The 21,872-nt window shown below is 68.1% G+C and carries 18 protein-coding genes and 1 tRNA gene; 7 read left to right on the forward strand and 12 right to left on the reverse strand.

Translation table 11 applies throughout. The annotated features are described in order from the left end of the window. Positions 1 to 110: 110 nt before the first annotated feature. The 4 genes from msrA to ACFWZ1_RS08215 all read right to left on the reverse strand — a co-directional run bounded on the left by msrA (position 111) and on the right by ACFWZ1_RS08215 (position 2,597). Positions 111 to 809, reverse strand: a complete 699-nt coding sequence (gene msrA, locus ACFWZ1_RS08200) for a peptide-methionine (S)-S-oxide reductase MsrA (protein WP_231325441.1) — start codon at positions 807 to 809, stop codon at positions 111 to 113. A gap of 150 nt (positions 810 to 959) precedes the next feature. Beyond that, positions 960 to 1,172 (reverse strand): RNA-binding S4 domain-containing protein, encoded by a 213-nt coding sequence (locus ACFWZ1_RS08205; RefSeq protein ID WP_231325443.1) that lies wholly within the window; start codon positions 1,170 to 1,172, stop codon positions 960 to 962. Positions 1,173 to 1,272: 100 nt separating this feature from the next. Then, on the reverse strand, positions 1,273 to 1,659 hold the full coding sequence (locus tag ACFWZ1_RS08210) for a PRC-barrel domain-containing protein (protein ID WP_231325445.1): 387 nt from the start codon (positions 1,657 to 1,659) through the stop codon (positions 1,273 to 1,275). 113 nt (positions 1,660 to 1,772) lie between these two features. Continuing rightward, complete coding sequence (locus tag ACFWZ1_RS08215) at positions 1,773 to 2,597, reverse strand: DUF72 domain-containing protein (RefSeq protein WP_231325447.1); 825 nt, start codon at positions 2,595 to 2,597, stop codon at positions 1,773 to 1,775. Positions 2,598 to 2,737: 140 nt separating this feature from the next. Between ACFWZ1_RS08215 and ACFWZ1_RS08220 the strand changes: the two genes are divergently transcribed. From ACFWZ1_RS08220 to ACFWZ1_RS08230, 3 genes are all read left to right on the forward strand, one after another. Next, positions 2,738 to 3,763, forward strand: a complete 1,026-nt coding sequence (locus ACFWZ1_RS08220) for a hypothetical protein (RefSeq protein ID WP_439666033.1) — start codon at positions 2,738 to 2,740, stop codon at positions 3,761 to 3,763. 29 nt (positions 3,764 to 3,792) lie between these two features. Further along, a complete protein-coding gene (locus ACFWZ1_RS08225) occupies positions 3,793 to 5,475 on the forward strand; it encodes a serine hydrolase (protein WP_439666034.1) in 1,683 nt (560 codons plus the stop codon). Positions 5,476 to 5,668: 193 nt separating this feature from the next. Beyond that, complete coding sequence (locus ACFWZ1_RS08230) at positions 5,669 to 7,300, forward strand: alpha/beta hydrolase (RefSeq protein WP_439666035.1); 1,632 nt, start codon at positions 5,669 to 5,671, stop codon at positions 7,298 to 7,300. 47 nt (positions 7,301 to 7,347) lie between these two features. Here the strand turns inward: ACFWZ1_RS08230 and ACFWZ1_RS08235 are convergent, their stop codons facing one another. The 3 genes from ACFWZ1_RS08235 to ACFWZ1_RS08245 all read right to left on the reverse strand — a co-directional run bounded on the left by ACFWZ1_RS08235 (position 7,348) and on the right by ACFWZ1_RS08245 (position 11,058). Beyond that, positions 7,348 to 7,764: a VOC family protein gene (locus tag ACFWZ1_RS08235; RefSeq protein WP_439666036.1), complete on the reverse strand. Its 417-nt coding sequence runs from the start codon at positions 7,762 to 7,764 to the stop codon at positions 7,348 to 7,350. A 74-nt stretch (positions 7,765 to 7,838) separates the two neighbouring features. After that, a complete protein-coding gene (locus tag ACFWZ1_RS08240) occupies positions 7,839 to 8,654 on the reverse strand; it encodes a helix-turn-helix domain-containing protein (RefSeq protein WP_439666037.1) in 816 nt (271 codons plus the stop codon). Positions 8,655 to 8,670: 16 nt separating this feature from the next. After that, entirely contained in the window at positions 8,671 to 11,058 is a 2,388-nt protein-coding gene (locus ACFWZ1_RS08245; protein ID WP_439666038.1) for a DUF3772 domain-containing protein, read from the reverse strand. Positions 11,059 to 11,762: 704 nt separating this feature from the next. On the opposite strand from ACFWZ1_RS08245, the gene ACFWZ1_RS08250 reads away from it, so the two are divergent. Both ACFWZ1_RS08250 and ACFWZ1_RS08255 read left to right on the forward strand, forming a co-directional pair. Then, on the forward strand, positions 11,763 to 13,007 hold the full coding sequence (locus tag ACFWZ1_RS08250; protein WP_439666039.1) for an MFS transporter: 1,245 nt from the start codon (positions 11,763 to 11,765) through the stop codon (positions 13,005 to 13,007). A 46-nt stretch (positions 13,008 to 13,053) separates the two neighbouring features. Continuing rightward, on the forward strand, positions 13,054 to 13,809 hold the full coding sequence (locus ACFWZ1_RS08255) for a Bax inhibitor-1/YccA family protein (RefSeq protein WP_439666040.1): 756 nt from the start codon (positions 13,054 to 13,056) through the stop codon (positions 13,807 to 13,809). A gap of 66 nt (positions 13,810 to 13,875) precedes the next feature. Here the strand turns inward: ACFWZ1_RS08255 and murB are convergent, their stop codons facing one another. The 5 genes from murB to amaB form a co-directional block, all read right to left on the reverse strand. After that, positions 13,876 to 14,895, reverse strand: a complete 1,020-nt coding sequence (gene murB, locus ACFWZ1_RS08260; RefSeq protein ID WP_439666886.1) for a UDP-N-acetylmuramate dehydrogenase — start codon at positions 14,893 to 14,895, stop codon at positions 13,876 to 13,878. Between the two features lie 10 nt (positions 14,896 to 14,905). Beyond that, positions 14,906 to 15,943, reverse strand: coding sequence for a quinone-dependent dihydroorotate dehydrogenase (locus ACFWZ1_RS08265; RefSeq protein WP_439666041.1), 1,038 nt, complete (start codon positions 15,941 to 15,943; stop codon positions 14,906 to 14,908). A gap of 3 nt (positions 15,944 to 15,946) precedes the next feature. Then, complete coding sequence (locus ACFWZ1_RS08270; RefSeq protein WP_439666042.1) at positions 15,947 to 16,711, reverse strand: SDR family NAD(P)-dependent oxidoreductase; 765 nt, start codon at positions 16,709 to 16,711, stop codon at positions 15,947 to 15,949. Between the two features lies 1 nt (position 16,712). Further along, positions 16,713 to 17,015 carry a DUF4190 domain-containing protein gene (locus tag ACFWZ1_RS08275; protein ID WP_231325463.1) on the reverse strand — a complete coding sequence of 101 codons (303 nt, stop codon included), beginning with the start codon at positions 17,013 to 17,015 and terminating at the stop codon, positions 16,713 to 16,715. A 212-nt stretch (positions 17,016 to 17,227) separates the two neighbouring features. Further along, complete coding sequence (amaB, locus tag ACFWZ1_RS08280; RefSeq protein WP_231325465.1) at positions 17,228 to 18,763, reverse strand: L-piperidine-6-carboxylate dehydrogenase; 1,536 nt, start codon at positions 18,761 to 18,763, stop codon at positions 17,228 to 17,230. 251 nt (positions 18,764 to 19,014) lie between these two features. Between amaB and ACFWZ1_RS08285 the strand changes: the two genes are divergently transcribed. Together ACFWZ1_RS08285 and ACFWZ1_RS08290 are read left to right on the forward strand one after the other, a co-directional pair. After that, positions 19,015 to 19,091: transfer RNA gene (locus tag ACFWZ1_RS08285), tRNA-Arg, on the forward strand. 276 nt (positions 19,092 to 19,367) lie between these two features. Beyond that, positions 19,368 to 21,848: a glucose/quinate/shikimate family membrane-bound PQQ-dependent dehydrogenase gene (locus tag ACFWZ1_RS08290; protein WP_439666043.1), complete on the forward strand. Its 2,481-nt coding sequence runs from the start codon at positions 19,368 to 19,370 to the stop codon at positions 21,846 to 21,848. Positions 21,849 to 21,872: the final 24 nt, after the last annotated feature.

Below are 21,872 nucleotides of genomic sequence, written 5' to 3' on the forward strand. Positions count from 1 at the left end.
GTTCCCGTAGGTGGGCTTCAGCCCACCGGCTCCGATGCACGTAAGAGCGGTGGGCCGAAGCCCACCCTGGGGCATCGGTGAGCGGCGCCATGGCCGCCGGCGATCACCCGTCAGCGCAGGCGCACTTGGACCATCTGCTGCTGCGGCCGGTAGAGCGTCGGCAGCCATTGCTTCAGGTGCGCCACCTTGGGCGCGTCGTTGAAGACGATGTAGGTGTTGTCCGGATGCTGCGCGGCAAAATTCTGGTGGTAGCCCTCGGCCGCGTAGAACGCTTTCAGCGGCACGACCTGGGTGACGATCGGCGCAGCGAAGGCATGCGCCGCGGTGAGCTGGGCGATGTAGGCATCGGCCACCCGTTGCTGCTGGGGCGTGGCGTAGAAAACCACCGAGCGGTACTGGTTGCCCACGTCCGGTCCCTGGCGGTCGAGTTGGGTGGGATCGTGCGCGACCGAGAAGAACACCTTCAGCAGCTGCCCGTAGCTGACCTTGGCCGGGTCGTAGATCACCTTGACCGATTCGGCATGTCCGGTATCGCCGTCGCTGACCTGCTCGTAAGTGGCGGTGTCGGCGGCCCCGCCGCTGTAACCGGACCAGGCCTCGCGCACGCCGCGAACGTGGTCGAACACCGCCTCGACACCCCAGAAACAGCCGCCTGCAAACACCGCGATCTGCTCGCCGGGTCGGGACGGTGCGGGATCCAGGCGTGGATCGGGTAGATGAGCGGCATCGGCCGATGCCGAACCGGGAACGCTGCAGCCGGCCAGCATGGCGCCGGCCAGGGAGATCAGGGCAATCCATCGAGCTGGCATGGCAACACCTCGCAACGGGTCAGGGGAAGCTACGGATGCATGCCGGGAACGGATGCGCGTGGCTTACCGGTTGTTCGCTGGAGGGGGCGCCGTGGTTACAGGTTGTGCCCGTGAAGCGTCGCCCACGAGTGGGCCCCTGCACGGAGGTCCTCAGGACACGTGTATTTCCACGTCGCCCAGGCTCACGGTCTGCCCCGCGTGGATCTTGCAGGTCTTGCGCAGTTCCTGCTGTCCATCTACATGGACCTGACCACTGGCCACCAGCATCTTGCCGGCGCCGCCGCTGTCGCATAGCCCCACGAGTTTCAGCAGCTGGTTGAGCTCGACGTGGTCCCGGTCGAGCTGAAAGGTAAGCGTTTGCATGGATGGCGTGCGACTGGCTGGGGCGGGCAGTGTAATGGGGAGCGCACGCGACGAGGGCGCCGCGATCGCGACGCCCTCGTATGGAGCCAGGCTCGACGCCTCAGTGGTAGTAGCTGCTGATGCGGTTGGTGAACGTGGTATCGGCGAAGTCCGGCCAGTTGTCCTGATCGAAACCCGGTGCGTCCTTCAGGCGTTCCTTGGGAACATCAAGCACCAGGCAATGGTTCTCGGTGTCCAGGCGCATCGCGTTCCACGGCACCGCGAACAACTTGTTGCCCATGCCCAAGACGCCGCCGAAGGTCAGCACGGCGTACTGGATGGTGCCGCTGGCGGTGTCGATCATGAGGTCCTTGATCTCGCCCAGATCCTCGCCGGAGGCGTTGCGAACGTTCTCGCCACTGAGCGTGCTCGAGGCGAGCACGGGGCCGGTGCCCATGCCTGCGCGGGTAGTGTTGGTCGAGTTCATGCCGGTCGATTGAATGGTCATGGGGGACCTCCTGGGCAGTGGGGGAAATCGTCGTCGTTGCGACAGTTTCCAGCCTGCCTCAAGCGCCGTGACGCGAGGGGCAAGCGACTGTAAACATCCTCTCAGGCCACTCTTCAGCGCGCGTCGACACGTGCCTGCAAAGCCATGGCGGCCGCGGGGTTGCGTTCCTTGGCGCTGCTGATGAAGAAGATGAACACTTCCCGCAGTGCAGCGTCTGGTTGCAACGAACCGGCGTGCGGCAGCTCGGTCAGGTCCTTGCCCTGCGCCCAGCCGCGTGCGTGTTCGGCCCATGTGTCCAGCGCCGAGGCAGGATAGCCGTCCGGCTCATCGGCGGCGCTGCGCATCAGCCGCGCGTAGACGAAATCGCCGGTGAGGTCGGCGAACGAGGGGTAGCGCGTCGCATCCGTGAACACGGTGGGCACGCCATGCGCACGGGCGAGCTCGACATAGCGTTCGCAGGCAAAGCTGCGGTGGCGCACCTCCAGCACGTGGCGCAGCGGCCGGCCGTCGAGTTCGCGGGGCAGCGCGTCGAGGAAGCCGGCGATGTCGTCCTCGTCGAACGGCCGCGAGGGGCCAAGCTGCCAGTTGATCGGCCCGAGGCGATCGCCCATTTCCGCGATGCCGCCGTACACGAACGCCTCGATGCCTTTGCCGGCCCCGGCGAGCTTTTTGCTTTCGACCACGTAACGCGGCGCCTTGAGCGCGAACACGAAGCCTTCGGGCGTCTCAGCCGCCCACTTTGCGTAGGTGGCCGGCTTCTGCGCGCCGTAGAACGTGCCGTTGATCTCGATCGCGCGGAGCTGGCGGCTGGCGTATTCCAGCTCGCGCCGCTGCACCAGCCCCGCAGGGTAGAAGTTGTTGCGCCAGGGCGCGAAGGTCCAGCCGCCAATGCCGACGCGGATGGGCCCAGCGGGCGATGCGGTGCGGGACGGTGTCATGGGGTGCTCCTTCGGCGGACGCCCATCCTGGCATGCCACCGTGGCCAGGCATGTGAGCGTCGTGACTTGCGGCACGCGCAGGTGTTCATGGGCCGGCGTATCTGTGCGGGGCTTCCTCCCCCGCGCTACAAGGATCGAGCATGTCCCGTGTGACCGGTAGTGTGCTGGCCGCCTTCCTCGTCTGTGGCCTGGTTCCGTTTCCGCTTCGAGCCGCATCGTCGCAGCCACCCGAAATTTTCGCCCCGGGCATTATTTCCGGTCCGGCCGCCGAAGACTCGGCGGCGTTTGCGCCCGACGGGCAAACCGTTTTCTTCGATCGCATCCGCTGGCCCAACGCCGCGATCCTGGTGTCGCACCGGACCGCGACGGGCTGGTCGACGCCCGAGATCGCACCGTTTTCCGGCCGCTGGCTGGACCACGATCCGGCGATGTCGCCGGACGGCTCGTTCCTCGTTTTCACCTCCAACCGTCCCGATCGACCGGGCAGCAAGGCGCTGGATGCAGTGATGGCCAACGGCAAGGTCGCGCCGGGTTCCGGCGGGCATCTGTGGCGGGTCGACCGGAAGGGCAATGGCTGGGGCGAGCCGGTGCGCTTGCCCGATGCGGTCAACGCCAGCAGCCGGACCTACGCGCCGAGCGTGGTCGCGGACGGCAGCGTGTATTTCCAGGCGCCGGGCGCGGATGGCGATTTCCGGCTCTATCGGTCGCAGTACCGCGGCGGCAGCTACCAGGCCCCGGTGGAGGTGCGGTTGGGTGACGAGGCAGCGCACAAGCTCGACCCGGCCGTCGCGCCGGACGAATCGTTCATCGTGTTCGACGCCAACTACGCCGACAAGGATCAGCCCGACCGGCTCCAGATCGCCTTCCGCGAAGGCGACCATTGGGGCACGCCGGCCGACCTGGGCAACGAGGTGAACAAGGGCTCGCCCTGGGGTTCGCACCTGGGGCCGGACCACCGCACGCTGTATTTCTCCAGCACGCGCGGCGTACCCGTGCATTACCCGCGCAGCGAGGCACAGGGCCACCGCGACGTGGCGCGCATGGATGCTTGGGACAACGGCCTGGACAACCTCTGGTCGATCTCCCTGGCGCCCTGGATCGAAGCCCATGCCCACGGCGTCGAGCGGACGCGGCAGGCTGGCATCGTGCCGGTTTTGCCGCGATAGTGGGGCGTTCTCAAAGCGGAGCCCGTTCGATGACCCAGCCTGTTCTTTCCACCCGCCTGGCGGTCGCCTGCGCCCTGTTGATCGCGACCACCGGAGCGCTGGCGCAGACGCCGGCGCAGCGGCCGCTGCCGCCACCGGTGTCCACCGGCGACACCGCGCGACCGATGCTGCCTGCGCAACTGGCCGACTTCGGTGCCTACGTGGACAGCGCGCGCAAGACCTTCGACGTGCCGGGCATTGCCGTAGCCATCGTCAAGGACGGCCACGTCGTGATGGAGCAGGGCTTTGGCCTGCGCGAGCTGGGCAAGACCGACAAGGTGGATGCGAACACGCTATTCGCGATCGCCTCCAACACCAAGGCCTTCACCGCCGCCGCGCTGCAGCAGCTGGCCGAGCAGGGCAAGCTGGACATGGATGACCGGGTGATCGAACACCTTCCGTGGTTCCGCATGTCCGATGCCTACGTCACGCACGAGATGCGCATCCGTGACCTGCTGGCGCATCGCAGCGGCCTGTCGCTGGGTGCCGGCGACCTGCTGTACTGGCCGCCGACCAACTACACGACGAAGGACGTCGTCGAGCGCTTGGCCAAGGTGCCGATCAAGAACGGCTTCCGCGCCGGCTACGCCTACGACAACATCCTGTTCGCGGTGGCCACGCTGGTGATCGAGCAGGCCTCCGGCCAGAGCTACGCCGACTACGTGCGCGACCACATCTTCAAGCCGGTCGGCATGGACCAGTCGCTGATCGACAAGACCTACCTCATGTCCGGCATGGACGTGGCCACCGGCCATGCCAAGGCCGACTTCAAGGATCTGAAGCCCGTGCCGCCGATGGCCTGGCTCAACGACCCGGGCGCCGGTGGCATCTATTCCAGCGTGCACGACCTGGCCAAGTGGATGAACGTGCAGCTTGCCGGGGGCGAGCTGCCCACGACGGGCGCCGACGGCAAGCCCAAGCGGCTGTTCTCGGAGGACAGCCAGCGCCAGATGTGGTCGATGCTCACGCCGATCGAGATCCACAAGGCGCAGGTGCCCGAGCTCGCCTCGCTGACGCCCAACTTCTTCGGTTACGGCGAGAGCTGGTTCCTGTCCGACTACCAGGGCAGAAAGTTGGTCTGGCACACCGGTGGCTGGCCGGGCATGGTCTCGCGCGTGACGCTGGTGCCTGAGCTCAAGCTGGGCGTGGTGGTGCTGACCAACGCCGAGTCGGGTGCGGCCTTCAATGCGGTGACCTATCGCGTGCTCGACGCTTACCTCAACGCTGGCAAGAAGACCGACTGGGTAGCCGTCTACGACAAGGCGGTGAAAAAAGCACAGGCCAAGGCCGACGACAGCATGGCCAAGCACGAGGCCGCGCGCGACAAGGACAGCAAGCCGTCGTTGCCGTTGGCCGATTACGCCGGCACCTACCGCGATCCGTGGTACGGCGACGTCATCGTCAGTCGCGAGGGCGGCAAGCTGCGCATGCGCTTCAGCCACACGCCGCAGCTGGTCGGCACGATGACGCCCTGGCAGCACGACACCTTCACCGTGCGCTGGGACGACCGCACGCTCAACGCCGATGCCTTCGTGACCTTCGCGCTGGACGAGGACGGTCACGTGCGCGAGGCACGCATGGAACCGATCTCGCCGCTGACCGATTTCAGCTTCGACTTCCAGGACCTGCGCCTGGCGCCGGTGGCGAAGGGCGGCAAGGGATCGGACGATTGACCTTCAGGGGGCCGGGCAACCGGCCCTTTTGTTCACCGCGGACTCGTCCTGCAGGAGCGCGCTCGGGCGCGACCGGAATGCCAACCATCCCGTCTGTGCCAGGCATGGCGGTCGCGCCCAAGGGCGCTCCCTGTAAAAGATCGCGCACTTCCCGCTAACCTGCGACGGATCGCTTTTCCAAGGAGCGCTTGCCATGTCGAACCCCATCCGCGGCGCACTGGCGCTGCTGTTCACCGGCCTGCTTGCATCCGGCGCCTGCGCGCGCGAGGCGGCACCGGTCACCCACCAGTTCTTCCAGGTCAACCTGCCGGCGTCGGCGGGCAAGCCGACGACCGGGCGGTTGCTGTTGTTCGCCACCGAGGCGAAAGCCGCCAGGGCCGCCGCCAAGGACGGCAAGGTCACCGAGGTGGAGAGCAGCCCGTTCGCGCCAAAGGACACCGCTGTCGCCGCGCGCGAGGTCGAACGCCTGGCGCCCGGTGGCGGAGTGCTGCTGGACGCGGACGACCAGGCCTTTCCGTCGGCGTTTTCAAAGCTGCCGCCGGGCGACTACCTCGTGCAGGCCGTCCTGGATACCCAGCACGACTACAACTACCACGGGCGCAACGGTGGCGATCTGGTGAGTCCGGTGATGGAAGTCCACCTGCCCAGCGCTGCAGCGCCGGCGCTGGTGCTCACCGAAACCCTGCCCACGCCCGCGCTGTGGGATCTCCCCACGCGCTACATGAGCGAGACGACGAAGAAGCACCTGGCACAGGCACGCGAGCAGGTGCAGCCGATCGATTTCGTCAGTCCGGCGCTGAGTGCTTTCTGGGGGCGGCCGATCCACATGCGCGGCTGGGTAGTGCTGCCTCCGGGTTACGACACGTCGGGCAAGACCACGTACCCGACCGTGTTCCAGACCCACGGCTACGGCGGTGACCTGCACACGCAGGCCGGTACCGCGGCGATGGTGTTCGGCGCGATGGCCGAGAAGCAGCTGCCGCCGATGATCTGGGTGGTACTGGACGAATCCAGTGCGACGGGCACCCACGAGTTCGCCGACTCGGTCAACAACGGCCCGTGGGGCCAGGCGCTGACCACCGAGCTGATCCCGTCACTGGAAGGCAGATACCGCATGGATGCGCGCCCCTCGGGCCGCTTCCTCACCGGCCATTCCTCCGGCGGCTGGGCCACGTTGTGGCTGCAGACGCGCTATCCGAAGGTGTTCGGCGGCACCTGGTCGACTTCGCCCGATCCGAGCGACTTCCACGACTTCACCGGCGTCGACCTGTACGCCCCGCATGCCAACGTCTACCACCGCGCCGACGGCGCCGCGTACCCGCTGGTGCGCGACGAGGGCAAGGTGCTGGCCACCTACGAGACCTTCGCGAGGCTGGAGCGCGTGCTGGGCCCCTACGGCGGCCAGATGGCCTCGTTCGAATGGGTGTTCTCGCCGCGCGGCACGGATGGCCGCCCGGTGCCGATGTTCGATCGCGACACCGGCGCGGTGGACCCGGCGGTGGTTGACTACTGGAGCGAGCACTACGACATCGCACGTCGCCTGAAGGCGCACTGGCCCGAGCTCAAGGGAGACCTGGACGGCAAGATCCACCTGGTCGTCGGCACCGCGGACACGTTCTACCTCGATGGCGCCGCGCACAGGCTCAAGGCCGTGCTCGACGGCCTGGGCGCGAAGTCGGACTTCCACTTCCTGCCCGGTCGCACGCACATGGACCTTTACACCCAAGGCAAGGACCACCAGGGCCTGCTCAAGCAGATGGCCTGGGAGATGTACGCCGTGGCGCGGCCGCAGTCGGAGCTCAAGCGCGTCGCCGTGAATCCATAGCTGGCGCGATCTGCTCCCTCTCCCGTCCGGGGAGAGGGAGCTGGGATTTATCCCGCCCAGGGGTCGTAGCTGCCGAACCACCACAGGTGGCCTTCCGGGTCTCGGCAGCCATAGCCGGCCCCGCCGTAATCCTTCTCCGCATACTCGTCCACGATCTCGGCACCGGCCGCCTTCGCCCGCTCGTAGTGCGCGTGGCAATCGGCCACCGTCACGCAGGCGCACTGGGTCTCGCGGCCGCCCAGCGCATCGGGTTGGGCCAGGAAGCGGCCGAAGCCGTCCTCGCGCACGCTGCCGAGCATCAGCATGCCGCCGCCGTAGACCAGCTGGGCGTGCGCCACGCCACCGTGGTCGTCCTCGTATACCGCATGCTTCTGGAAGCCGAACGCATGGCACAGCCAGTCGATCATCCGGTGGGCGTCGCGGTAGCGCAGGCATGGAATGATGCTGCTCGTTCCTTGGCTCATCACGGGTTTCTCCAGGTTGGGAGCCGTGAATCTAGCCTCGCGCGGCCAGCGCGGTCTTGTAGATTTTCGAGCGCTCAGTCGAGCGGCAGGTGGTTGGGGTAGGGCCCCCGCCGGGCCAGGAATTCGCCCGGGGTGACGCCGGCGAAGCGGCGGAACTCGTGCCCCAGGTGGGCTTGGTCGCAATAGCCGCCGTCGGCCGCCACGCCCGCCCAATCGACGCGCGCAAGCCCATGCACCCTGGCCACCACGGCGCGGAAGCGCAGCAGCCGCGCGTACTCCTTCGGACCGTAGCCGACCTGCCGACGGAACAGCAGCGCCAGCCGCCGCTCGGATACCCCGACCTCTCGCACCAGCCAGCCGATGCGTACCGCCTGCGGCGTCCGCTCAAGCCAGGCCAGCGCGTGGGCGACGCAGGACTCGAGCCGTGACAGGCGCATGCGCCCCTGCAGCCATCGTTCCAGTATGGCCAAACGGTCACTTGCATCGGCCGTTTCCAGCAGGCGCTGGCGCAGTGCGGTCGCATCGCTACCGAACAGGCTGGCCAGGTCGACGTCGCAACCGGCGATCGCGCCCATGTCCTCGCCGGTAAATGCACCGGCGCCGCCCGGGCGGAACACCACGCCCATCACGCGCACCTGCTCGGCGGTATCGATGATCTGGCTGTACAACTGCGGGCCACCCAGCACGCTGCCCGCGGAAGCCAGACAGCGGCGTTCGGCGTCGTCCGTGTAGACGCGCGTCTGGTCCTCGTGGAGGTTGATGATCAGCTGCGCGCCGGGCTGCGGCAGCACCCGCTCGAATTGGTGCGCGGCGGGCGGCATGTCCCAGTCCCACAGCTTTTCAACCAGGACATCCAGCGGCGGGGCAGGCAGGCGCTGGTGGAATGCCATGACCGCCGCCCCCCGCTCAGCCCGTTTCGCCCGGGTCGGGCAGGCGGTGGATGCGCATGTCCTGCGGTCGGATGAGCGACAAGCCCTCGCTGCGCAGCTGCTCCAGGATCGCCAGCAGCAGCTCGCTGCGCACGCCGCCGACTTCGCGGGGGCTGGGCACGTAGCCGGTGGCGACGAAGTGGATGCCCTGTGCGTCCACGTGCTCCAGCTGCACGCTGGTCGCGGGCGTGTCGAGGATCGTCGGATGGCCGAGGAACGCGTCCAGGATGATCTGGCGCGCGCGCCTGGCATTGGTATCCAGGGGCATCGGCAACTTGATCTGCACGCGCCCCTGCGCATTGGCGAGGGTCACGTTGCGCACGTTCTGCGTGATCAGCTGCGAGTTGGGCACGATGACCGTCGAGCGGTCCCACATCTGGATCTCGGTGGCGCGCACGTTGATGCGGCGGATGTCGCCCTCGACGTCGGCCAGGCTCACCCAGTCGCCGACCTTCACCGGCCGCTCGGCCAGCAGGATCAGGCCGGAGATGAAGTTCTGCACGATCGCCTGCAGGCCGAAGCCGATACCCACGGACAGCGCGCTGGCGATCCAGGCGATGCTCTGCAGGCTCACGTTGAGCGCGGCCAGCGCCAGCGCGAACACCAGCACGCCGCCAACGTAGCCGAGCAATGTCACCACCGAGTTCTGCATGCCCGGTTCGAGCGTGGTCTTGGGCAGCAGCTGGTCGCCTAGCCATCGCTTGAGCACGCGCACCGCAATCAACCCGAGGGCGAACACCGCCAGTGCCTCGAACACCGTGCTGGGGTCGATGGTGAGCTGGCCCAGGGTGAGGTTGCCGAAGCGCTGGCCCATCCGCGCGGCGAGCTCTTGCGGGTCGGTACCGAAGGGCGCCAGCAGCGCGCCGATGGCCAGCAGCAGGATCAGTACGCGGCTGATGCCCGAGAGCACGGTGGCAGCCTGTTCCAGCGTGCGGGGTGGTAGCCCGAAGGCCGCCTGCAGCCGCTGTCCGCTGCGGCCGTTCGGGGCGAGCAGGGTGGCGATCAGGTCGTGCACCAGGTGCAACAGCAGGTAGAGCGAGCCGATCAGCACGCCGATCCACAGCATCTGAGTCGCCAGGAAGAACGCCAGCGCGATGTAGCCCAGCGCCACGGCAATCCAGCTCAGCACCACGCCCAGCGCAGCCGCTCCGGCAAGCAGTCCGACCCACAGCGGTCGCTGCGCCGGTGCAGTGCCGGAGGCGAGCAGGGCGCGCCGGGCCTGGCCCAGCCGCAGCAGGGCGGCGCCGACCAGGCCGCTGACCACCAGCGCGATCACGCCACGCGTGGCCACGGTCGCCGGGAGGCTGGCGCCGATCGTGCTGTTGATACGTTCGACCACGCTCAGCAGCAGGGTCGCGGCGGCCAGCAGGCCGGGGAACAGGCGCAACCGGCGGGCCGCGGCGTTGGACAGCGTCGGCAGGCGCCAGGATGGATGTCGTACCGCGAGCAGCGCCCGCCCGAGTCCGGCGACAAAGGCCGCGAAGCTCACGCGCCGCACCAGCGAAAGGGCCAGTTCATCCAGACCCGGGTCGAGCGTGTCGTTCCAGTCCAGCCCCAGCCGTACCAGCTGGGCGGCCAGACCGAATACCAGCACGGCGCCGAGCGCGATGCCGAACGCGGTGGCGCTGCGGCGCAGGTGGCTGTCGGGCATCACGCGAGCGGCAAGAAAGATCAGGGAGCGCTCGAGCAGGAGCCGGCCGGTGACGAGCAACAGCAGTGCTGCGCTCAGGCAGAACAGGAGCGGCAGGCGGTTGGGCGGTTGCCAGGCGTCCTGCCATGCATCGGCGACGTGCGCCCTGAGTCGCTTCAGTCGCGCCAGGTCGTCCGGCAGCGAGCGCGCAGGCTCGGACCAGAACGCGCCGCTCAACGGCGTCGCGGTGCGCGAGGCGAGCTGCGCCTGGAACTGGTCGCGGCGCAGGCCGGACACCTGGGCGGCCAGTTGCATGCCTTCCTCGCCCAGCAGCTGCGCCTGCTTGATCTGCGCATCCAGACTCGTCTTGGACTTGTCCAGCTGCCGGCGTTGCGCGGCCACCTCGGCCGCTTCGGGTGGCGCACCCTTGGCGGGGGTGGGACCGAGCACGGCCAGCCGCGCATCGAGGCTGGCCATCTGCGGCGCCAGCGTCGCGGCCAGTTGCTCGGCCTGGTCCTGCACGGACAGCGCGGTGGTGCGCAGAGCGGCCAACGCGCGGTCGTCCGGCTTCTTCTTGAGTTCGGACTTGATCGAATCGAGCTGGTCGCGCAGGGCATCCAGCGCCTGCGCCGGCGAGATCGCGGGCGTCGTGGCGCTGGCCGGGGTGTCCTGCGCATGGAGCGCGGGAAGGGCGGTCAGCAGCAGGCAGAGCAGGAGACGTCGGAGAAGAGGCATCCGGCCATGATCCGGTGGCGTCCGCAGGCGGTCAATCGGAAGCCGCGCGGCCGCGGTTGCGTCGAATGCACATCCAACGAAGCCTTGCCCGTCGTTTCACGCTGCGCTGCGCAGCATGCCCCTCCCAACCAGCACAGGGTGGCATCGCATGGCGGCAAAGGCAGGTTCGAAACGCGCGGGCGATCCGGGCCGAAAGGTGATCGGCATCGGCGGGCGAGCGCGTCGGGGGACGGACGGCCGGCATCTGCCGCCGGGCGAGGGCGCGCCTCGCGCCACGCTCCCGACGATGCATGCGTCGGCGCGTCGGCGCGGCGTGGCGTCCGATGCCAGGAGACCGCGCAAGGGCAAGCAGACGCGCCTGCTTGGCGGGCGCCTGGCCGCGGCGATTCGTACCGCGCGTTTGCGCGCCGGGCGGGCGGCCGAGGAGTTCGGGTTGAGGCGTTAGTTGTTCGCTTCGGCGCGCTTGGGCGAGGCTTCCCCCACCTGCGCGTGACACATTTCCCGGGCGAGCGAGGGCTCGATGACCCGCCGCGCGGCTCGATCCGTTCCCCCGGAGTGCGGAGAAAGCCCGAAGGGCCCATGGGGAAGCTTGCGCGGAACCGCCGATAACGCCCCAAATCGGCCGCAAGCCGGTATACGAACGACCGCTTCAGGCTCTAGAGTGCGCGCCGCGGCTCCAGGCCGCGCTCCCCGGACCCCACCCGATGCAGACCCGCGCCGAACCCGTCGCCGCCGCCTTGCCCGCGGAGCCGCGCACCGCCTTTGCCGTGCTCGGCGCCATCAGCTTCTCGCACCTGCTCAACGACATGATCCAGTCGCTGATCGTGGCGATCTATCCGATCCTCAAGAGCGGTTTCGCGCTGAGCTTCGGCCAGGTCGGCCTGATCACGCTGACCTACCAGCTCACCGCCTCGCTGCTGCAGCCGCTGGTGGGCGTGGCGAGTGACCGGCGGCCAATGCCGTATTCGCTGCCGGTAGGCATGGGCTTCACCCTGTGCGGCCTGTTGTTGCTCGCCGTGGCGCCCAACTTCCCCATGCTGCTCGCCGCCGCCGCCCTCGTGGGTACCGGCTCGTCCGTGTTTCATCCGGAAGCCTCACGGGTGGCGCGGATGGCTTCGGGTGGCCGGCACGGGCTGGCACAATCGTTGTTCCAGGTCGGCGGCAACACCGGCTCCTCGCTGGGGCCGTTGCTGGCCGCCTGGGTCATCGTTCCCCACGGGCGCGGCAGCGTGGCCTGGTTCTCGCTGGCGGCACTGCTGGCCATCGTCGTGCTGCTGCGCGTGAGTGGCTGGTACCGCGTCCACCATGCCAGCCGGAATGGCAGTCGCCGGCACCATGCGCTGGTGCTGCCTTCGCGCAATCGCGTGGTGCTCTCGCTGCTGATCCTGGGCTTGCTGATCTTCTCCAAGTACTTCTACCTGGCGAGCCTTTCCAGCTATTACACCTTCTACCTGATCCACCGTTTCGGCGTGTCGGTGCAGAGCGCGCAGACGCACCTGTTCGTGTTCCTTGCTGCGGTAGCCGCCGGCTCGCTGATCGGCGGCCCGGTGGGCGACCGCATCGGGCGCAAGTCGGTGATCTGGATCTCGATCCTGGGCGTGGCGCCGTTCTCTCTGCTGCTGCCGCACGCGAGCCTGTTCTGGACGGGGGTACTCAGCGTGGTGATCGGACTGGTGCTGTCCTCGGCGTTCTCGGCGATCCTGGTCTATGCGCAGGAACTGCTGCCCGGGCGCGTGGGCATGGTTTCGGGACTGTTCTTCGGGTTCGCCTTCGGCATGGGCGGCATCGGCGCGGCGGTGCTGGGCCAGCTGGCCGACGTGCACGGCATCGAGTACGTCTACCGCCTGTGCGCGTTCCTGCCACTGATGGGCCTGATCACCGTGTTCCTGCCGGAGCTGGACCGGCCGAAGCCGCGGGACGCGCAGCGCGGAGGTCTTCCGGCGCGCTAGGATGATGGCATCCGCGCACCGCGCGAACACACGAACGAGGGAATCCATGCGCTCCAGCAACCCGGTACTGCGCGAGAACACCTTCCAGGGCCTGTTCGCCGAAGGCGATCGCATGACGCTGAACGGCACCGTGGCCAAGACCGGCCTGCTGCTCCTGCTGGCGGTGGTCACCGGTGGCTGGACCTGGCACCGCTTCGACACGCTGGTGGCGACGGGCGACGTCGCCGCGGCCTTCGCGGCCATCGCGCCCTTCATGTGGGGCGGGTTGATCGTCGGCTTCGTGCTGGCACTTGCCAGCACCTTCCTGCGCCAGTGGTCGGGCATCACCGCGCCGCTTTACGCGATCGCCGAGGGCTTCGCGCTCGGCGGCATCTCGGCCTTCATGGAGCTGCGCTATCCAGGCATCGTGCTGCAGGCGGTGATGCTGACCGCGGGCGTGCTGGCGGTGATGCTGGTGCTCTACCGCACGCGGGTGATCAAGGTCACCGACCGGTTCCGCACGGGCGTGGTCGCGGCGACCGGTGCGATCGTGCTGCTCTACCTGGTGGACATCGGGTTGCGCGCGTTCACCAGCATCCAGGTGCCTTTCATCCACGAATCCGGCCTGCTGGGCATCGGCTTCAGCCTGCTGGTGGTCGGCCTGGCGGCGCTCAACCTGACGCTGGACTTCGACCTGATCGAGCGCGGCACGCAGGCGGGCGCGCCCAAGTACATGGAGTGGTACGGCGCGTTTGCGCTGATGGTGACCCTGGTGTGGCTGTACATGGAGATCCTGCGGTTGCTGTCCAAGGCGCGCCGGTAAACGTGCGCCATAGGCAACAAAAAGGCCACGCATTGCGTGGCCTTTTGTTTTCCGTGGAAGACCGCCTCAAACGACGACAGGCTCCGGCTCCAGCCGTACGCCGAATGTCGCCTCGACACCCGCGATGACTTTCTGCGCCAGTGTCCAGAGTTCGGCGCCGCTGGCGTGGCCGTGGTTGACCAGCACCAGGGCGTGGCGGTTGGAGATCCCGGCGTCGCCGTCGCGGCAACCCTTGAAGCCCGCCGCTTCGATCAACCAGGCGGCGGAGAGCTTCCAGCGACCGTCGCTGCCGGGCCAGGCGACCAGTTCCGGATGCTCGTGCTTGAGCGATTCGCCCAGCGCGGCCTCGACGACCGGATTCTTGAAGAAGCTGCCAGCATTTCCGATCACGGCGGGGTCGGGCAGCTTGCGGGTGCGCAGGTGCACCACCGCTTCGGCCACGTGGAACGGCGCGGGCTTGTCCACGCCCATGCGGGCCAACTCCTCGCGGATGCCGGCGTAGTCGAGCCGCAGGGCGTGCGCGCGCGGCAAAGCGAAGCGCACGGCGGTGACGATGTAGCGGCCGGGCTCGCGCTTGAACAGCGAATTGCGGTAGGCGAAGGCACAGGAGGCGTTGTCGAGCGAGACGACACGGCGCTCGTCGAGATCCCAGGCCTCCACGCTCTCGATGAACTCGGCAACCTCGGTGCCGTAGGCGCCGATGTTCTGGATCGGCGCGGCGCCGACCGTGCCCGGGATCAGGATGAGGTTTTCCAGGCCCGCGAAACCCTGGCCCAGCGTCCACCGCACGAAGTCGTCCCAGCGCTCGCCGGCGGCGACCGCGATGCGCGCGACCTCGCCGTCCTGTTCGACCTGCACGCCGCGGGTGGCCATGGCGATGACCGTGCCGTCGAAATCCTTAGTGAGCAGCAGGTTGCTGCCTTCGCCCAGCACCAGCAGCGGGCCGTTTCGCACGGCCGGGAAATCCAGCAGTTCGGGCAGCTTGGCGGCGTCGCGGACCTCGGCCAGCAGCCGCGCGCGAGCTGCCACGCGCAGCGTGTTGCGCGTGACCAGCGGCGCGTTCTCGATCAGCGTGTAGCCGCCCATGTCGACGCGCTCAGCCGGCATGGAATGCTCCATGCTGGCGACGGATTTCATCGACACACTCGGCGACCAGGCGCGGACCGCGGTAGATCAGTCCCGAGTAGACCTGCACGAGATTTGCGCCGGCATCGAGCTTCTCCACCGCGTCGCTGCCATCGAGGATGCCGCCGACGCCGACGATCGGCACGCCCGGGCCCAGCCGGGCTCGCATGCCGCGCAGCACTTCGGTCGAGCGGGCAAACAGCGGCTTGCCGGAGAGGCCACCCGCCTCCTGCCCGTGCGGATCGCCCGCCACCGCGCTGTGGTCGATCGTGGTGTTGGTGCAGATCACGCCGTCGATGCCGGCGGTGCGCAGTACTTCGGCCATGCCGTCGAGTTCGGCCTCGGCGAGATCGGGCGCGATCTTCAGGAGCATCGGCTTGCGCGCGCCGGACTGGCTGCCCAATCGCTCCTGCGCCTCGCGCAGCGTCTCGATGAAGCGCCGCAGCGTGGCCTCTTCCTGCAGGTCGCGCAGGCCCTGCGTGTTGGGCGAGGAAATATTGACCGTGATGTAGGTGGCGTGGCGGTACACGCGTTCGAGGCAAAACAGGTAGTCGTCGACCGCGCGTTCGTTGGGCGTGTCCTTGTTCTTGCCGATGTTGATGCCCAGCACGCCGCGGTAGCTGGACGCCTCCACGTTGCGCACCAGCGCATCGACGCCTTCGTTGTTGAACCCCAGCCGGTTGATGATCGCCTCGTGGGCGGGCAGCCGGAACATGCGTGGTTTCGGATTGCCCGGCTGCGGTCGCGGCGTGACCGTGCCAACCTCGAGGAAGCCGAAACCCAGCGCGCCCAGCTCGTCGATATGCGCGGCATTCTTGTCCAGCCCCGCCGCCAGTCCCACCGGATTGGGGAAACGGACGCCGAACGCGGTGACCGGCAGGTCTTCCGGTGCCGTGGCGACGAAGCGGCCAAGGTTGCTGCGGTGGGCCACGCCCAGCGCGTACAGGGTGAGACGGTGCGCGGTCTCGGCATCGAGCGCGAACAGCAGCGGGCGGACGTGGTCGTACATGGCTTATCCGTTGAGGCCCTGGCCACCGTCCACGCACAACGTCTGGCCGGTGATCCAGGCGGCGTAGGGGGAGGCGAGGAACAGGGCGGCGTGGGCGATTTCTTCCGGCGCGCCGAAACGGCCGAACGGGATCTTCGCGAGCGTGGCCTGGTAGGTCTCGGGTTCTTCGTGGCGTCGACGGTCCCACAAGCCGTCCGGAAACTCGATGGAGCCCGGGGCGATGGCGTTGACGCGGATGCGCTTCCCGGCCAGGGCCAGCGCCTGCGAGGTGGTGTACTGGCTGAGCGCCGCCTTCACCGCCGCGTAGGGCGCACCGTTGCGTCGCGGATGAAAGGCGGCGATGGAGCTGGTGTGGAGGATCGAGGCGTGCGGCGAGGCTTGCAGATGGGGAAGGGCGGCGCGCGAGGTGCGCACGGCGGCCATCAGGTCGACTTCGAAGCCGCGGACCCAGCTGTCGTCGTCGTCGCTGAAACCGTAGCCGCTGGCGTTGTTGACCAGCACGTCGATGCCACCCAGGGTTTCGGCAGCACCGGCGACGTAGGTGGTGATGTCTTGCGCGTCGGAAAGGTCGCAGCGGGCCGCGTGCGTGGCGTGGCCGAAGGCGGCCAGCTCCTGCCGCGTCGCTTCCAGCGCCTGCTCGCCGCGGGCACAGATCGACACCGCCGCGCCGGCCTGGGCAAAGCCCAGCGCGATGCTGCGGCCGATGCCCTTGCTGCCGCCGGCGACCAGCACGCGGTAGCCGGTGAAGTCGAAGGCGCTGTCGCGCATGTCAGTGGAAGAGCGAGGCGCCGAAGCCGATCGACAGGCCCAGCACGATCGCGGCGATGGCAAACAGCAGCACGATGAAGCCGAAAGCCAACTGCACGTAGCCGAGCACCAAGCCGACGACCGCCAGGCCGTCGCCTTCGATCTGGCCCTGCGAGCGGCGGATCTCGCCACGCGCGAGGTGGCCGCAGACGACCGCCACGATGGCGCCGACCAGCGGCAGCACGCACCAGGAGGCGATGCCGGAAACCAGGCTCACCACGGCCATGGCGCTGGTGGTGCGTTGGACGGGAGGCAGTGCGTTCATGGCGTCGGTCCTCGCTGTTGTGCCGGCTTGACGGTAAGACCGCCGGCGTTTTCCCGCAAAAGCGGGAATCCATTGTGCTCTGGAACCCGAAGTAGCGAAGATGGATTCCCGCTATCGCGGGAATGCCGTCCGTTCCCGGGCCCGGCCCGCTGGTGGGCGAAGGTTGCTGTCAAACCTTTTCCCCCCGGCAGGGCCAGGGGGAAGGTGACCTTTTACACCGTGAACTTGATGCCCTGCGCCAGCGGCAACGCGTCGGAGTAGTTGATGGTGTTGGTCTGGCGACGCATGTAGGCCTTCCACGCATCGGAGCCCGATTCGCGACCGCCGCCGGTTTCCTTCTCGCCGCCGAAGGCGCCGCCGATCTCGGCGCCGGAGGTACCGATGTTGACGTTGGCGATGCCGCAATCCGAACCGGCCGACGACAGGAACTGTTCGCCCGCGCGCAGGTTGTTGGTGAAGATCGCCGAGGACAGGCCCTGCGGCACGTCGTTCTGCATCTCGATGGCCTCGTCGAGCGTCTTGAACGGCATCACGTAGAGGATCGGCGCGAAGGTCTCGGTCTGCACCACCTCGTCGGAATTCTTCACCCCGGTGATGATGGTCGGCAGCACGAAGTTGCCCTTGCGGTCGGTCAGCGCTGCACCGCCGGTACGCACGGTACCGCCGGCGGCCTTGGCCTTCTCGATCGCGGCCAGGTAACCCTGCACGGCTTCGGGGCTGTTGAGCGGTCCCATCAGCGTGGTGGCCTGGGTCGGGTCGCCGATCTTGCCCTCGACCTGCTTGTACGCGCCAACCAGCGTGTCCAGCACGTTGTCGAAGATCGCCTCGTGCACGAACAGGCGGCGCGTGGTCGTGCAGCGCTGGCCGGCCGTGCCGACGGCGCCGAACACGATGCCCGGGATCGCCAGCTTCAGGTCCGCGCTCTCGTCCAGGATGATCGCGTTGTTGCCGCCGAGCTCAAGCAGCGAACGGCCCAGGCGGCGCGCCACGCGCTCGCCAACCATGCGGCCGACCTTGGTCGAACCGGTGAAGCTGATCAGCGGGATGCGCTTGTCGTCGACGAACGCCTGCGACAGCTCGGTGCCGGCGTCGTTGAACAGGAAGAAGATGTCCGGGAAGCCGCCGGCCTTCAGCGCCTCGTTGCAGATCTTCATCGTGGCGACCGCCGAGAGCGGGGTCTTGGGCGAGGGCTTCCAGATGCAGACGTCGCCGCAGATGGCAGCCAGCATGGCGTTCCAGGCCCACACGGCGACCGGGAAGTTGAACGCGCTGATGATGCCGACCAGGCCCAGCGGCTGGTACTGCTCGTACATGCGGTGGCCGGGGCGCTCCGAATGCATGGTGTAGCCGTGCAGCATGCGGCTCTGGCCGACCGCGAAGTCGGCGATGTCGATCATTTCCTGCACTTCGCCGTCGCCCTCGGGCTTGATCTTGCCCATCTCCAGGGCGACCAGCGAACCCAGCGCATCCTTGTGCTTGCGCAGCGCCTCGCCACACAGGCGAACGGCCTCGCCACGCTGCGGCGCCGGCGTGGTGCGCCAGACCTTGAAGGCATCCTGCGCGCGCTTGACGATGGTCTCGTAGTCGGCCGCGCTGGAGGCGTGCACGCTGGCGATCACCTCGCCCGTGGCCGGATTCAGCGGCTTGAGCGTGCCGGCGTCGGTTGTCTTGGCCCATTCACCATTGCCGAGGTAGGTGCCGGACTGCGAATCGCCCAGGCCGAGCGCCTTGAGAATATCGTGGGACATGCGTGACTCCTTGTGGTCGGGCGACGTGGGGGCGCCGGACTATTGCGAAACGGCCATTCTAGCAGGGTGGGTCCGGGGGCTCCCTTGGGCGGATTCGCTGTAGCAGCGCGCGCGTGCGCGACTGCCGTGCGTCCCGGTCGCGCCCCGGTTCGCTCCTACAAAAGCGAGGCGGTGTGTCCGGGCCTCCGCGGGTTGGAGTTCCGATCACGGGAATCGCGCCGCACGGCCATCCATGCCAGAATCCGCGCCTCGCCCCCGTAGCTCAGTTGGATAGAGCGTCCCCCTCCTAAGGGGAAGGTCGTACGTTCGAATCGTATCGGGGGCGCCATTTCAAGGCCGGCATCGCCGGCCTTTTTTTTCGCGTCCGAAACGGGCCATGACGCCCGCGCCCAAGCCCCGTAGAAACGCACCTGGTGGGGCGATGCCGTGCTCCGGTGTCGCCAGAAAGGGCATCGCCCGCAGGTTGGCTCCCGCAAACCATCGCTGATGAACTTTTTTCGTGGATTCCCGCACACGGTCGACCCTAATCAACAAAGCCTAGGCGGAGCCGGTGTTATATCGGGACTTCCATTGCGGCTTTTGCCGCGCTCCCGGGAGAAAGCCCTTGGCTCGCCTGTCGCGTTCCGGCCCGCTGCTGTTCGTCACTGGCGCCGTCTTCATGCTTCTGGGCCTGGCGCTCGCCATCGGTGGCATCTGGCTGATCGCGCTCGGCGGCTCCTGGTATTACCTGCTCGCCGGACTGGCCCTGGGGGCGACCGGCGTGCTGTTGGTGCTGGGGCGCACGCTGGCGTTGTGGCTGTACGCGCTGGTGCTGCTGGCAAGCACGGTATGGGCCGTGATCGAGGTAAGGCTGGACTGGTGGCAACTGCTGCCCCGGCTGGACGTGTGGTTCGTCCTGGCGCTGTGGTTGTGGTTGCCGTTCGTCAACCGTCGATTGGGTCCCGTCGACGCGGCACACCGCGCGGTGCCGGACGGCTCGCTGCGTGGCGGACGCTGGGCGCTAGGCATGACCGTGGCGCTCGCGCTGATGGTCGGGGTGATCTCGCTGTTCCGTTCCCCGCACGACCATCCGGGCGAGATCGCCGCCGCCCGCATGAACGCCACCGGCAGCGCGCCGGCGCCGCTCGCCAAACCGGGCGACTGGACGGCCTATGGACACTCCGGCTACGGCGACCGCTACTCGCCTGCCTCGCAGGTGACGCCGCAGAACGTCGACAAGCTGCAGGTGGCCTGGACGTTCCACACCGGCGATTTTCCCGGCCCCGGCGATCCGCAGGAGATCGCCAATGAGGTCACGCCGCTGAACGCCAACGGCATGCTGTACCTGTGCACGCCGCATGACATCGTGATCGCGCTGGACCCCGACACCGGCCGCGAGATCTGGCGCTTCGACCCGAAGATCGATCGCCACGCGAAGGGTTACCAGCACATGATCTGCCGGGGCGTGGCCTACTACGACTCCGGCGCCTATGCCGCGCAGGCTGCGGCGATGGGGCTGGCCGCCGACCCGAAAGTGGCGGCCGCGGCATCGGCTCCCACGCCGCCGGGCGCGGTCGCACCCACCGCGATCAAGGTCGATACCTGCCCGCGGCGCATCTTCGTCCCCACTGCGGATGCCACCATCGTGGCGGTCAATGCCGACAACGGGCAGCCATGCCGCGATTTCGGCGTCGACGGCGTCATCCACCTGTACAACGACCAGCCCGTCAAGAAACCGGGCTTCCTCAACCCGACCTCGCCGCCGACGGTGACGCGGCATGTACTCATTGCCAGCGCCAGCGTCACCGACAACGCATCGACCAACGAGCCTTCCGGCGTGATCCGCGGCTACGACATCGATACCGGCCGCCTGTTGTGGAATTTCGATCCGTCGGAGCCGCGCCAGACCAACCCGTTGCCGCCGGGCCAGACCTACATCCGCAATTCGCCCAATGCGTGGAGCGTGTTCAGCGTCGATGAGAAGCTGGGGCTGGTGTACCTGCCGACGGGCAACCAGACGCCCGATATCTGGGGCGGCCGCCGCGACCCCAATGCCGAGAAATACAGCAGCGCGATCGTGGCGCTGGACATCGCCACCGGGCAGGCGCGCTGGGCCTACCAGACCGTGCACCACGACCTGTGGGACATGGACGTTGGCGGCCAGCCTACGCTGGTCGATCTGGATATGCCCCAAGGCAAGGTGCCCGCGCTGGTTGCCTCGACCAAGCGCGGCGACATCTACGTGCTGGACCGGCGCGACGGGCACCTGCTGGTGCCCGCACCCGAGCGCCCGGTGCCGCAGGGGGCCGCCCGGGGCGACCATGTCTCGCCGACCCAGCCGTTCTCGGCGCTCACCTTCATGCCCGAGCGCAAGCTGCGCGAAGCGGACATGTGGGGCACCACGCCCTTCGACCAGCTGGTTTGCCGCATCACCTTCCGCAAATACCGCTACGAGGGCATCTTCACGCCACCGTCGGTGCAGGGATCGCTGATCTATCCCGGCAACTACGGCATCTTCGATTGGGGCGGCATCGCGGTCGACCCGGTGCGCCAGGTGGCGATCCTCAATCCGAGCTACATGGCCTTCGTGTCGAGGCTCGTCCCGCGCGAGAAGGCGCAGGCGGTGCAGGCCGGAGGCAGCGAGCAGGGCCTGCAGCCGATGAAAGGCACGCCCTTCGCGGTCGACCTGCATCCCTTGCTGTCGCCTGTTGGCGTGCCGTGCCAGGCGCCGCCGTGGGGTTACCTGGCGGCGGTGGACCTCACCACCATGAAGAAGGTCTGGATGCACAGGAACGGCACCATCGAAGACCAGGCGCCGTTCGGCATCCCGCTGCCGCTGGGCGTACCGAGCCTCGGCGGGCCGATGGTGACGGCGAGTGGCGTGGCGTTCCTGAGCGGAACGCTGGACTCCTACCTGCGCGCCTACGACGTGCGCACCGGAAAGAAACTATGGCAGGCGCGCCTGCCGGCCGGCGGCCAGGCGACGCCGATGACCTATGTGTCCGAGCGCACGGGACGGCAGTACGTGGTGGTGATGGCCGGCGGTCACCGGTCGCTGGGAACGAAGATCGGCGATTCGCTGATCGCCTACGCGCTGCCGAAGTGAGGTTTCCCGCCCAGGCGCGCCTTG

It is taken from the genome of Frateuria sp. GZRe14 (assembly GCF_051900395.1).
Classification (GTDB): Bacteria; Pseudomonadota; Gammaproteobacteria; order Xanthomonadales; family Rhodanobacteraceae; genus Frateuria_A; species Frateuria_A edaphi.